This window comes from Aerococcus loyolae (assembly GCF_002871915.2).
GTDB classification, from domain to species: domain Bacteria; phylum Bacillota; class Bacilli; order Lactobacillales; family Aerococcaceae; genus Aerococcus; species Aerococcus loyolae.
In genome coordinates this window covers 1,476,031-1,490,978 of record NZ_CP126958.1, presented here as the reverse complement: position 1 = coordinate 1,490,978, position 14,948 = coordinate 1,476,031, and the positions used below count along the sequence as shown (strand labels likewise).

The 14,948-nt window shown below is 48.5% G+C and carries 4 protein-coding genes; all 4 read left to right on the top strand.

The genetic code is table 11. The annotated features are described in order from the left end of the window. Positions 1-807, top strand: a complete 807-nt coding sequence (locus CJ190_RS06660; RefSeq protein WP_064292958.1) for a hypothetical protein — start codon at positions 1-3, stop codon at positions 805-807. A gap of 13 nt (positions 808-820) precedes the next feature. Then, positions 821-1,501 carry a DUF1868 domain-containing protein gene (locus CJ190_RS06655; RefSeq protein ID WP_070598414.1) on the top strand — a complete coding sequence of 227 codons (681 nt, stop codon included), beginning with the start codon at positions 821-823 and terminating at the stop codon, positions 1,499-1,501. Beyond that, the gene (locus CJ190_RS06650; protein ID WP_064292956.1) at positions 1,482-2,444 is read left to right on the top strand and encodes a nucleoside hydrolase; all 963 of its coding nucleotides are present in this window, start codon (positions 1,482-1,484) and stop codon (positions 2,442-2,444) included. The genes CJ190_RS06655 and CJ190_RS06650 overlap by 20 nt, the downstream gene beginning before the upstream one ends. A gap of 501 nt (positions 2,445-2,945) precedes the next feature. Next, positions 2,946-14,933 carry a collagen-flanked surface repeat-containing protein gene (locus CJ190_RS06645; RefSeq protein WP_101562078.1) on the top strand — a complete coding sequence of 3,996 codons (11,988 nt, stop codon included), beginning with the start codon at positions 2,946-2,948 and terminating at the stop codon, positions 14,931-14,933. Positions 14,934-14,948 lie beyond the last annotated feature (15 nt).

Sequence of the window (14,948 nt, the reverse complement as noted above, 5' to 3'; positions counted from 1 at the left end):
ATGGTTAAGGTCATTAAGGAATTTATCCAGGGCAAGCACCCCGACCAAGCACTTTGTGAAGACACTTATTTTATTAACGAAGATTATGTGGCCGTGATTGATGGAGTTAGTTCCAAATCAGATTTTCACTATCAAGGGAAAACGACCGGGCAATTGGCCAGTCAAATCATTAAAGATACGCTTGGCAAACTGCCAAAAGAAGCCCAGCTGGAAGAAATCTTAGCGACTATCAATGCCGTCATTAACAAGTTTTACCAAGACGTCACTTTCGATTTAGACCGGGGAGAATATGGTCTCCAAGCCGTTATGACCCTATACAGCCGTTATCTGGGTAAAATTTTTCTGGTGGGGGACTGCCAAGCCCGGGTTAATGGTAAGAACTATTACCAGCCCAAGCTATCCGATGAGGTCTTAAGCCAGATGCGCTCGCTGGTATTAGCTATTGAAGCAGACCAGGGGGCTGACCAGACTAAAGATTCGGGTCGGGAAGTGATTCTCCCTTGGATTATCCAAGCCACTCGCTTTGCTAACCAGGATGACACGCCATATGGCTATGCAGTTATTAATGGGGAAGACATCCCTGCTTCTTTAATTCAGGTCATTCCCGTTCAAGCGGGTGACCAGGTCACCCTAACTAGTGATGGTTATCCAGAGATAAAGGAAGATTTTACTGCCACTGAGTCCTACTTAGAAGCGATACTGACTAAAGATCCACAATTGTCTCGAGACTTTCTCTCTACTAAGGGGCTCAGCCCCCGCTATAATAGTTTTGATGACCGATGTTATGTCGAATTCATTGTGACTTAGGAAGGAAATACTTATGGAAATTAACAACCCGCAAGATAAATTTACCAAGACTGGCCAAGTCGTCGCTAATCCGGGCTATACGGTGATTTCCTTTGCTAATGAGGCGATGGACGACCTCGTCGCTTATGGAAAGCAGGTACAAGCAGGCTTTTCTACTTTACCACGGGAAGACCAAGACCAACTGGCCCTCTTACCTCCGTCCAGTTTTCATATCACTGTCCTTGGTCTCTTTAAGGAGCATGACCAGGGAACAGATAAATGGCCAGCTTTCTTACCGAAAACCTACTCCCGACAAAAGATCAAACAGGCTCTCTTGCAACGGTTTAACCAGGTAGTTAAACCGCAAAATATAAAAATGCAGGTAAGGGGATTGATTCCTCAAGCTATTCTCCTAGAGCCTAGTGATGTGGATAGCTACCACCGCTTAGACAATTACCGCCGCCAACTGGCGGACGCCTTCCAACTGCCCTTGGAAGAGGATTATCAGTTTCATATGAGCTTGTCCTATCTTTTAGGAGAGGAGAGTTCGGCTATCACTAATATCTGCCAGCAACTAGAAGGTGAGCTCTTAACACTAGAACCCTTTCTCTTGCCCCAGCCAGACCTGGCCTTCTATGAAGATATGCTAGCCTTTCACCCTTTGCTCAATAGTGAGACTTACTCAGGAGGCAAGTATGCGACAAGTGATTATTGATACCGATCCCGGTACGGATGACAGCCTGGCTATCTTACTCGCTCTCAGCCAGCCTGATATCAAAGTCCTTGGCCTCACAACGGTTCAGGGAAACCAGCCCTTAGATCAGATTAATGATAATGCCACTAGCTTGGTCAATTATCTAGGGTTAAACACTCCGGTATACCCCGGTTCAGCCTATAGCAGTCAGAACCCGGTCATTAAAGCGAGCCAGCGCCAAGCCTATCACGGAGGGAGGGGAATGGGTAGTTTAGACCTCCCGGATAATAAAGCTTTACTCGCTGAGGAAAGTGCGGTTGACTTTATTATTAATACGGTTAAGCAGTCGCTTCAAAAGGTGGATATCTTGACCCTAGGCCCACTAACCAATTTAGGGCGCTGTCTAGAAAAAGCACCCGACTTAGTGAATGACTTGGGTCAGGTCTATTCTATGGGCGGTGGCATCTATAAAGGCAAGCTGACGCCGGTGACGGAATTTAACTATGGCTATGACGCTCAGTCAGCTCAGAAGGTCTATCAACAAATTGGTCCTCAAAATCCGATTACCATGTGTGGTTTGGATGCCAGTTACCAGGCGGTCTTTAGCCCTGAAATCATTGGAAAAATTGAGCAAAACTTTCCTAAATTAGCCCGTCTCTTTCACGCCTTATTTGATGGTCAGATTAAAACCTACCAAGAGCGGGAGAACTTACCCGGTTGTGTTATCCATGATGTCATGGCCTTTATGGTCTACTATGACCCTGACTTTGTGGAGGAGGCGCCCTTGACTGCTATGACCATTGTGACAGACAGTGACCTGGTCCAGGGACTCTGTGTGGCTGACTTGGAGGGGCGTTTCAACCAGGTGACTACTGCGCGAGTAGTGATGAAAATTAATCGCAAGCGTTATTTTAATCAGCTTATGGAGGCATTTAGCAATTTGGAAGCAAAACTCCCTTCATAAAAACTATATAAGTAATCCATCGAGCCCTCTAGACTCTCTTTTTTATAAGAAAGTCCAGAGGGCTTTTTCTATTTTGCATTTTATAAACATTATTTTTGTACCTGTTGATTGTATTTTGATAAGTACAAATATGTATATCAGCGTCTCAATATGTAGGCGATTTATATGTTTTTTATAATAAATGGTACAAATTATTACATGTTTTCTATATTAAAGGACATTCAATCCGGTTGAAAAAATGCAATAAATTGTACATCAGATATTTACGATTATTAAATAAAATTTATATAACTATCGATAAACGCTGTTATTTGGCGATTTATCGATTTTTTTATAAAATAATAATTTGAGTACAAAAATGTTTTTTTATTAAAAATACCTAATTGACCTAGTAAACCTTAAATTTTTTTGCTTAACTGGCAGGGTGAAAGTTTTACTGTCACCCGAGCCAATAGAAAATGTTACGTTAATTAGCTAGCTATAGAGAAAGTAGTTGAAAAAATGGTTGGAAAAAATAATTTTAAGTTGTTACGGGAGAAAAATAGCAATCGCTATTACCGCTACAGCATTAAACGTTTGAATATAGGAGTGGCCTCAGTCGCTGTTGCGGTGGGTTTACTCTTTATAGGAGACGCTTCGGTAGTTCGCGCTGCCGCTAATGAAGTCCATACAGAGGAAGCCTCACTTCCAGCAGATTCTGCCCACACGCTTACGGCTGATACTAGTGCCATACTGGAAAATGCCGCAAAGAATGAAAATGTAGAAAAATTTGAAGCGAATGCTCCGGCAGATTCTGTTAGTGATAAGGCTGAAACAGAACCAGCCCCAGCGGCTGAAGTCGTTCCAGCAGCAGAAGTAACACCTGTTGAGGAAACTCCAGCTAAGACTGAAGAAGTAACAGAAGATTCAGCAGCTGAAGACAAGGCTCAAGCCCCAGCTGAAGCTGACCAGGCTAAAGAAAACAAAGAAGAAAAAGCAGCTGACACTGCCTCCCCAGAAGTGGGTGAATTGTCAGACAAATCTAAAAAAGAAACGCCTCAAAGCCAAGCAGGAAACTATGCGGCAGCTGAAGGTGCTGAAATCCCAGGTGCTTCTGCAGAAGCTGCCCGTGATGCAGGCCTCGACCGTTTAGCTAAGAGAATCTTAGGGGCAGCCAATCCTCAAGAAGCTCTTAGAACAGAACTCAAGGACATCTACACCGACGAAGAAATCGACGGTATCGTTAAGAATGTTGACTTATCTAAAGTCAGCAACGGTCGCCAGTTGATGGAAGAAGTCTCCAAGGCCGGCGTCCAATACGCAGGTGATAAACGCCGCACAGGCTTTGCCTTCTATGCAGCACCTGAAACTCCAAGTGAAGTGCGAGTTGGTGGAGCCCCTGTTGCCTTAGGAAATGCGAATACGCCGATTACTCATAAGGGTGATGGGATTGTATGGGGGACAGGTGGAGCACCTGCTAGTTACACTTTGAAAGCTATCCCCAATCGAGCAGCCAATAAAGTTGATTTTGAATTAACTTACAATGTCGGACCTAACGGGCTAGAAGGTTTAGGGTCACAAGAACACAACGCTCGTTTTGGTATTGATCTAGGTGAAGGATTTGCTGTTCCTGCGGGAGGCATAACGGGGACAACTACTGTTGTTCCAGGAAATAAATTTTTAAAACCTAGGAATTTTCAATTGAAGAAAGGTGCGGCAACTGGATATACTGGGCTATCAATCCAGGCTGGATATGCATTAGCCAATCAACATGCTAGACAAAATAATTCACTCGTATTTAATTTTTCTGTTCCTGTTAAGGATTGGAATAGTAAGTTAGATTATAAAGCAACTATCGGAATGTTTAATCAGTCTGATCAAAAGGGAGACGTTGACCCTGAAACACGGCGTAACTATTTCTATAACACTCGTATCCAACAAGGTGACTTAAATCCAGATGCTAACTTCGGTACTCGTAAAAAAGTTGAAAAAGTTCCAGTTAGATTCCAAACCATTTATAAAACAACTACTGAATTACCTGTAGGATCAAGTAAAGAAGTACGTCGTGGTGAAGATGGTATTAGTAAAACGACTAAAACAATTCGCACCTACAAGGGAATTGATATAGGTGAGATTGATTCACGAACTGAGGTAGAAAAACCAGTCGTGGACGCTGAAATTTTGATTGGTGTTGGCCTACCTGAAGGTCAAAAACAACCAATTGAGCCACCAGTAGTTAACCCTCGTTTATCAGGTGACACTACAATCAGTGGTACAGCTGAACCAAACAAGACTATTACCGTATCAGTTGGTAATAAAACTTACCAAACACGTACCAATCCTGATGGTGAATTTCAAATTTCTGATGTTCCTCCATTGAAAGAAGGAGAAACAATCTCCGCTGTTGTACGTGACGGCGATCGCACTAGTCGCCCAGGCAAGACCATCGTTCCCCGTGATGGACGTACTCCTAAGATTACAACCGAACGTGGAACTAAAGATGGCCGTCCAGGAACAAGGGTTACTGTAATCGATCCAGTAAGTGGAAGAACTCTTAACGAAACCTTTGTTTATGATGGCCAACAAGGGCCTAAAGGTGAGACCGGTGCTAAGGGTGACAAAGGTGAACCTGGTGTCGCTGGACCAAAAGGCGATAAGGGTGAACCTGGTGCAGTAGGTCCACGTGGTGAAAAGGGCGAACAAGGCGTAGCCGGTCCTCAAGGTCCAAAAGGTGACAAAGGTGATCCAGGCGTAGCCGGACCACAAGGCGCCAAGGGTGAAAAGGGCGAAGACGGCAAAACCTTCGTTCCAGTCGTTGACCGCGATGAAGCTAAGAAAGAAACTACTATTAAGTTCTACCCAGCTAAAACTGACGGTACGGCTGACACGACTAAAAACCCTGTCGCAACTGGTGTCGTTAAAGACGGTAAAGACGGTGCTAAGGGTGAAACTGGTGCTACCGGCGCAACAGGTGCTCAAGGTGCCAAGGGCGAAGATGGTAAATCTTTCGTTCCGGTTGTAAGCCGCGACGAAGCTAAGAAAGAAACCACCATCAAGTTCTACCCAGCCAAGGCTGACGGTTCTGCTGATACAAGTAAGGATCCAGTAGCCCAAGGAGTTGTCAAAGATGGTGAACGTGGTCCTCAAGGCGAAGCAGGTCCACAAGGTCCACAGGGTCCTAAGGGTGAAACCGGCGCTCAAGGTCCTAAGGGTGACCAAGGTGAAAAAGGTGAACAAGGTACTCCAGGTAAGGATGGCCGTGACGGCTTAAGCCCACTGGTTGATGTTCGTCGTAATGACGCTAACGATGGGGTTATCATCACCGTAACGCCACGCCACTACAATGCCCAAGGTCAACCTGAAAACGGGACGCCAACCACTAGCGAAGTCAAAGATGGCGCTCCTGGGACTGACGGCAAGACCTATGTTCCTGTTGTTGAAAAGGGCGACAACGGCGTAACTACCATCAAGTTCTACCCTGCTGACAAGAATGGCAATGCAGATACCAAACAAAAACCAGTCGCAACCGGCCAAGTCCAAGATGGGGCTAAAGGTGAAAAAGGTGACCCAGGTATCCAAGGTCCTCAAGGCGAAAAGGGTGAAACAGGTGCAACCGGCGCCCAAGGTGAGAAGGGTAAAGATGGTGCAGACGGCAAGTCCTACGTTCCAGTGGTTGAACGCGACGAGGCCGGCAAACAAACAACCATCAAATTCTACCCCGCTAATACCGATGGTACAGCTGACAAGACCCAAAACCCTGTCGCTGAAGGTATCGTAAAAGACGGCGAAAAGGGTGAAACAGGTGCAACCGGCGCCCAAGGTGAAAAGGGTGCGGATGGCAAGCCTTACGTTCCAGTTGTTGAGCGTGATGAGCCTAAGAAACAAACTACCATTAAATTCTACCCAGCCAAGGAAGATGGCACAGCAGATAAGGCTCAAAAGCCAATCGCTGAAGGTGTCGTAAAAGATGGCGAAAAGGGTGAGAAAGGTGAAACTGGCGCGACCGGCGCAACTGGTGCTCAAGGTGCCCAAGGCGAAAAAGGCCAAGACGGTGCTGACGGCAAGACTTTTGTCCCAGTTGTAGAGAAGGGCGAAAATGGTGTCACTACCATCAAGTTCTACCCAGCTACCCCAACAGGAGAAGCCGATAAGAGTCAAAACCCTGTCGCAACTGGTGAAGTTAACGACGGTAAGGACGGCAAGGCGCCACTCATCGAAACAACCCGTGTGGACGACGCTGATCCTAAGGAAAACGGCAACCAACCAGGCACCAAAATCACCATTAAAGATCCAGTCACCAAAGAAGTCCTCAGCGAAAGCTTTGTTAAAGATGGCGTGAAGGGTGACAAGGGTGAGAAAGGTGACCCAGGTCAAAATGGCCGCGATGGTTTAAGCCCATTAGTGGATGTTAAACGGAACCCAGCTAACGATGGCGTGATCATTACCCTGACCCCACGTTCATACAATGAACAGGGTGAAGTGGTTACTGGTGACCCTGTGACCAGCGAAGTCAAAGATGGCGCCAAGGGTGATCCTGGTAAAGACGGCAAGAGCCCTCTTGTTGAAACCACTCGTGTGGACGACGCTGATCCAAACACAGACGGGAACCAACCAGGTGCTAAGGTGACCTTCAAGGACCCAACCACCGGCGCAACTTTAAGCGAAACTTTCGTTAAAGACGGTGAAAAAGGCGACAAGGGCAATGACGGACTGACTTACGCGCCAGTCGTTGAAAAAGGCAAAGACGGCGTCACCACCATCAAATTCTACCCAGTGGATCCTCAAACGGGCCAACCTGATAAGTCTAAGCAACCATTCGCTGAAGGCCAAGTCAAAGACGGCGCTAAAGGTGACAAGGGTGACCCAGGTCAAGACGGGAAGACTTATGCACCTGTTATCACTAAGGGGGAAGACGGCACAACTTCAATCAAGTTCTATCCTGTCAACCCAGAAACTAAGAAACCAGACACGACCCAAGAACCTGTCGCAACTGGCGAAGTTAAGGATGGGAAAAACGGTAAGGACGGCTTAACGCCTAAGGTTGAAACCCGCCGTAACGATACCAACGATGGTGTCATTATCAAGGTGACCCCACAAGTTCGTGACGCTCAAGGCAATGTCGTAGACGGTACGCCAACTGAAACGGAAGTTAAAGACGGCAAGAACGGCGAAAACGGCAAGACTTACGTTCCAGTCGTTGAAAAAGGCGACAATGGCGTAACTACTATTAAGTTCTACCCAGCCAATGCAGAGGGTAAAGCTGATACGACCAAGGAACCAGTAGCCACCGGCCAAGTCCAGGACGGGGCTAAAGGCGACAAGGGTGAAAAAGGTGACCAAGGTGAGAAAGGCTTAGACGGCAAGAACGGTACAGACGGTAAGACCTTTGTTCCAGTTGTTGAGAAGGGCAAAGACGGTGTCACCACCATCAAGTTCTACCCAGCTAATGCAGAGGGTCAAGCCGACAAGAGCAAAGATCCAGTCGCTACGGGTGAAGTTAAAGATGGGAAGACTCCAATCGTTGAAACCAGCCGTGTAGAAGATGCTGATCCAAGTATTGAAGGCAAGCAACCAGGGACCAAGATTGTTGTCAAGGACCCAGAAACCAAGGATGTGATCAGCGAAAGCTTCGTTAAAGACGGGATCGACGGTCAGACCTTTGCACCTGTTGTGACTAAGGGCGCAGATGGTAAGACCACCATCAAGTTCTACCCTGTTAACCCAGAGACTAAACAACCAGATACAACGAAAGACCCAGTCGCAACTGGCGAGGTTAAGGACGGTAAAGACGGCCTAACGCCTAAGGTTGAAACCCGCCGCAACGATACCAATGACGGTGTGATCATCAAGGTGACCCCACAAGTTCGTGACGAAAAAGGTAATGTTGTTGACGGTACCCCAACTGAAACAGAAGTCAAGGACGGTAAGACCTACGCTCCAGTGATCACTAAGGGTCAAGAGGGCGTGTCAACCATCAAGTTCTACTCAGTCGATCCTAAGACTGGCGAGCCAGATACCAAACAAGCCCCAGTTGCCACTGGCGAAGTCAAAGACGGCGCTAAAGGCGACAAGGGTGAAAAAGGTGACCCAGGTGAGAGAGGTCAAGACGGTAAGAACGGCGAAAACGGTAAGACCTTTGCTCCGGTTGTCACTAAGGGCGCAGACGGCACTACCTCCATCAAGTTCTACCCAGTGAACCCAGAAACTGGCAAGGCTGATGAAAGTCAACCAGCTGTCGCTGAAGGCACCGTGAAGGACGGCCAAGACGGCAAGACCTTTACCCCAGTTGTTGAAAAAGGTCAAGATGGTACGACAACGATCAAGTTCTACCCAACTGGTAAAGATGGCCAAGCTGACAAGAGCAAAGATCCAGTTGCTTCTGGCGAAGTTAAAGACGGCGCAGACGGCAAGACCTTCGTCCCAGTTGTTGAAAAGGGCGACAATGGTGTCACTACCATTAAGTTCTACCCAGCTGCTAAAGATGGCCAAGCCGACAAGACCAAAGACCCAGTGGCTACTGGCGAAGTCAAAGACGGCAAGAGCCCAGTTGTGGAAACGACCCGCGTAGAAGACGCCGATCCAACAACTGAAGGCAATCAACCAGGCACCAAGGTTACGGTTAAAGACCCAGAAACCGGCAATGTTATTAGCGAAAGCTTCGTTAAAGACGGCGAAAAGGGTGAAAAAGGTGACAAGGGGACCGATGGTAAGAGCCCAGTTGTGGAAACGACCCGCGTAGAAGACGCTGATCCAACAACTGAAGGCAATCAACCAGGCACCAAGGTTACGGTTAAAGACCCAGAAACCGGTAATGTTATTAGCGAAAGCTTTGTCAAAGACGGTAACGACGGTCAGAGCTATGCCCCAGTCGTTAAGAAGGGTGAAGATGGCACAACCTCCATCAAGTTCTACCCAGTCGATCCTAAGACCGGCAAGGCTGATGAAAGTAAGCCCGCTGTTGCAGAAGGAACCGTCAAAGATGGTGTCAACGGTAAGTCCGCTTACACCACGGTTGTTGAAGGACCAAACGCAGCCGGTGAACCAGGTCAATGGATTATCAACTACTTCGATAAGAACGGCGACGGTCAGTTCACCGACGACGAAATTGTTTCAACCCAATTTGTCCGCAACGGTAAAGATGGGAAAGACGGTAAGGACGGTAAGACCTATGCACCAGTTGTTGAGAAGGGCGCAGACGGTACAACCTCTATTAAGTTCTACCCAGTCAACCCTGAAACAGGTAAGGCTGATACTACGCAACCAGCCGTAGCAGAAGGAACCGTCAAGGATGGCCAAGATGGTAAGACCTTCGCCCCAGTCCTCGAAAAAGGTAAAGACGGCGAAACCACCATCAAGTTCTACCCGGTTAACCCAGAAACTAAACAGCCAGACACGACCCAAGCCCCTGTTGCAGAAGGCAAGGTGAAGGATGGCAAGGACGGTAAAGACGGCCTCAGTCCTAAGATTGAAACGCGTCGTAACGATGCTAACGATGGTGTGATCATCAAGGTGACCCCACAAGTTCGTGATGAACAAGGCAATGTCGTTGACGGAACTCCAAGTGAAACAGAAGTTAAGGACGGCCAAAACGGCAAGACTTACGCTCCTGTTGTAACGAAGGGCCAAGACGGCACCACTTCGATCAAGTTCTACCCAGTGAATCCAGAAACTGGTAAGGCTGATACTGATCAACCAGCTGTTGCTGAAGGAACAGTTAAAGACGGTGCTGACGGCAAGACCTTCGCCCCAGTTGTTGAGAAGGGTGCAGACGGTACAACCACGATTAAGTTCTACCCAGTAGATCCTAAGACCGGTCAGCCAGACACCAGCCAAGCAGCTGTTGCAGAAGGTGCAGTAAAAGACGGCAAGTCTGCCTACACTACTGTTGTTGAAGGACCAAATGCAGCCAATGAACCAGGCCGCTGGATCATCAACTACTTCGATAAGAATGGCGACGGCAAGTTCACCGATGATGAAGTCGTATCTGCCCAATTCGTTCGCGATGGTAAGGACGGCAAAGATGGCGCTGACGGCAAGACCTACGCTCCAGTCCTCACTAAGGGTGCAGATGGCACAACCACCATTAAGTTCTACCCCGTAGATCCTAAGACTGGTGAGCCAGATACCAAGCAAGCCCCAGTTGCCACTGGCGAAGTCAAAGATGGCGCTAAGGGTGACGACGGTAAGAGCTTTGCCCCAGTGGTTGAGAAGGGCGCAGACGGCACCACCACCATCAAGTTCTACCCAGTAGATCCTAAGACCGGTAAAGCTGACACGACCCAAGCTCCTGTGGCAGAAGGCTCTGTCAAAGATGGTAAGTCCGCCTACACCACCGTTGTTGAAGGACCAAATGCAGCCGGCGAGCCTGGCCGTTGGATCATCAACTACTATGACAAGAACGCGGATGGCAAGTTTACCGACGATGAAGTCGTGTCTGCTCAATTCGTTCGCGATGGTAAAGACGGCAAGACTTACGCTCCAGTTGTGACTAAGGGTGAAGACGGCGAAACCACCATCAAGTTCTACCCAGTAGATCCTAAGACCGGCAAGGCTGATGAAAGTCAACCAGCTGTTGCAGAAGGTACTGTGAAAGATGGTAAAGACGGGAAGGCCCCAGTCGTTGAAACTGAACGGGTGGAAGACCTTGATCCAAACACCCCTGGCAAGCAAGCTGGGACTAAGATCACCGTTAAAGATCCAGAAACTGGTAAAGTTATTAGTGAAACCTTCGTTAAGGACGGCCAAGACGGCAAGTCTCCAGAAGTGACCACTAAGGACAATGGCAACGGGAGCCATACCATCACCATTAAGAACCCAGACGGCACGACCACAAGCACAACCGTTAAAGACGGGGCTAAAGGTGACAAGGGTGAGAAAGGTCAAGACGGCACGAATGGTGTCGACGGCAAGACCTATGCGCCTGTTGTTGAGAAAGGCCAAGACGGCACAACGACCATCAAGTTCTACCCAGTCGATCCTAAGACAGGTAAGGTTGATAAGAGTCAAGAACCTGTGGCCACTGGCGAAGTTAAAGACGGCGCTAAGGGTGCAGCTGGTCAAGACGGTAAATCTGCCTACACGACGGTAGTCACTGGACCAAACGAAGCTGGTGAACAAGGTCAATGGATCATCAACTACTACGACAAGAACGGTGACGGTAAGTTTACCGATGATGAAGTCGTTTCCGCTAAATTTGTCCGTGACGGTAAGGACGGCAAGTCTCCAGAAGTCACTGCTAAGGACAATGGCAACGGGACCCACACCATCACCATCAAGAACCCAGATGGCACAAGCACTACCACAACGGTCAAAGATGGTAAGGATGGGAAAGCACCAGTCGTTGAAACGAGCCGCGTAGAAGACGCTGATCCAAATACCCCAGATAACCAACCAGGTACTAAGATCACTGTTAAAGACCCAGATACTGGTAAGGTCATCAATGAGACCTTCGTTAAAGATGGTAAAGACGGTAAGGACGGCCTCGATGGCAAGACCTTTGCTCCAGTTGTTGAGAAGGGTGCAGATGGCACAACCACCATTAAGTTCTACCCAGTCAACAAAGAGACTGGCAAGCCAGATACCAGCCAACCAGCCGTTGCAGAAGGCACTGTCAAAGACGGTAAGGATGGCCAAAGCTACGCACCAGTTGTAGAAAAAGGTCAAGATGGCACAACGACTATCAAGTTCTACCCAGTTGATCCTAAGACCGGTAAAGCGGACACGACCCAACCAGCTGTTGCAGAAGGTGCAGTCAAAGACGGAGCAAACGGCAAATCTGCCTACACCACCGTCGTTGAAGGACCAAATGCAGCCGGCGAACCAGGACGTTGGATCATCAACTACTTCGATAAGAACAACGACGGCAAGTTCACCGACGATGAAGTCGTATCTGCCCAGTTCGTTCGCGACGGTAAGGACGGTCAGTCCCCAACAGTCGAAGTGAAGGACAACGGCGATGGCACTCATACCATCACAACCAAGAACCCAGACGGCAGCGTGAACTCTACCACTACTGTTAAGAACGGTAAGGATGGTAAGTCACCAGTTGTTGAAAGCACTCGGGTTGAAGATGCCGATCCAAATACTCCAGACAATCAACCAGGTACCAAGATTACGGTTAAAGATCCAGAAACCGGTAAGGTCATCAGCGAAACCTTCGTCAAAGATGGCGTCAACGGTAAGGATGGTAAAGACGGTAAGAACGGTATCGACGGCAAGAGCTTTGCGCCAGTGGTTGAGAAGGGTGCAGATGGCACAACCACCATTAAGTTCTACCCAGTAGATCCTAAGACTGGCAAGCCAGATACCACTCAACCAGCTGTTGCAGAAGGCACTGTGAAGGATGGTAAGGATGGCAAGTCGCCAGTCGTTGAAGCCAGCCGCGTCGACGACCTCGATCCAAACACCCCTGGCAACCAAGCCGGCACTAAGATTATTGTCAAAGATCCTGAAACCGGCGCTGTTGTTCATGAAAGCTATGTGAAAGATGGACAAGACGGCAAGTCTCCAGAAATCACCAGCAAGGACAACGGTGACGGGACCCACACCATCACCATCAAGGATCCAAGTGGCACAGTAACCACAACCACTGTCAAAGACGGTAAGAATGGTAAAGATGGCCGCGACGGTATCGATGGCAAGAGCTTTGCCCCAGTGGTTGAGAAGGGCCAAGATGGCACGACTACGATTAAGTTCTACCCAGTAGATCCTAAGACTGGTAAGCCAGACACCACACATGCACCTGTTGCAGAAGGCTCTGTCAAAGATGGCAAGGACGGCAAGTCTCCAGAAGTCACCACTAAGGATAACGGCGACGGCACCCACACCATCACCATCAAGAACCCAGACGGCACGACCACCACGACCACGGTTAAAGACGGTAAGGATGGCAAGACACCAGAAGTCGGCGTGAAAGACAACGGCGACGGTAGCCATACCATCACTATCAAGAATCCAGATGGCACGACCACAACCACGACTGTCAGAGACGGTATCGACGGTAAGACTTTTGCCCCAGTTGTTGAGAAGGGTCAAGACGGCACGACCACGATTAAGTTCTACCCAGTAGATCCTAAGACTGGCAAGCCAGATACCAGTCAACCTGCTGTAGCGGAAGGTTCCGTTAAGGATGGCCGCGATGGTAAAGACGGTAAGGACGGCAAGTCTCCACAAGTTTCTATTCGAAACAATAACGACGGCAGCCACACCATTACCATCAAGAACCCAGACGGCACCACCACCAACACCACTGTCAAAGATGGCAAGGACGGTAAGTCCCCAGAAGTTAGCGTCAAAGACAACGGTGACGGCAGCCATACCATTACCATCAAGAATCCAGATGGCACGACCACAACCACGACTGTCAAAGATGGTAAGGATGGTCGCGATGGTAAGGACGGTAAAGATGGCCGTTCCGAACGCATCCGGACCGAAAAAGGTAAGGATAGCCAAGGCAACGAAGGCGTTTGGGTCATCATTACCGACGACAAGGGCAATGAATTAAGCCGTGAATTTATCCGCGACGGCAAGACCCCATCTGTTAAGGTGGAAGAAGGCAAGAACAGCCGCGGTGAATCTGGCCAATGGATTATTGTCTTCGACGGCGACGGCAATGAAGTTTCCCGTGAGTTCGTCCGTGACGGTAAAGACGGCGCTTCATCAAGCCTCGAAACCGTTCCAGGTAAGAATGAAAAAGGTGAATCCGGCCTTTGGGTAATCGTTAAAGACGGCCAAGGCAAGGAATCCAGTCGTCACTTCGTCCGCGATGGTAAAGACGGCAAGGACGGTAAGGATGGCCGCAGCGTACAGAAGATCTACAACCGCCAAGGTAAACTGATCATCATCTTCTCAGACCACACCACGGAAGAGATTGAAATCCCATGCTGCAAACCATGCCCAGAGTCTCCAAGAACACCAAACCCAGGAGACCCAACACCAAACGTTCCGAACAAACCAGATACACCAAAACCAGGCGAGCCTAAGGTACCTGGCGATCCAAAACCAGGAGTACCAAGTGTACCGGGTGATCCTGAAAAACCAGGTCAACCAGACCAGCCGGAAGTACCTGAACCGGGTGAACCTGAAGAACCAGGTCAACCAGACCAACCAGAAGTACCTGTCCCAGGTGAACCTAAAGAACCAGGTCAACCAGATCAACCGGAAGTACCTGAATCGGGTGACCCTGAAAAACCAGGTCAACCAAATCAACCGGAAGTACCTGTCCCAGGTGATCCAACACCAGAAGTACCGAATGTACCTGCTGAGCCAAGACCAGAAGTTCCAAACCAACCTAGTGATCCAGCCCCACAAGTTCCAGGGCAAGCTGATCCAGACAATTCATTCAAGACCAAGGACAATGAATCGGTTACAAATAAAGAACAAGATGGTCAAAACAAACAAGCGAGCTTACCAGCCACAGGTGCAGAAGTGACATCAGCCATGACAGTGATTATTGCTTCATTACTACTAAGTAGTGGTGCCTTATTAGTCAAAAACAATAAGGAAGATTAATCGCTAACTAGGATG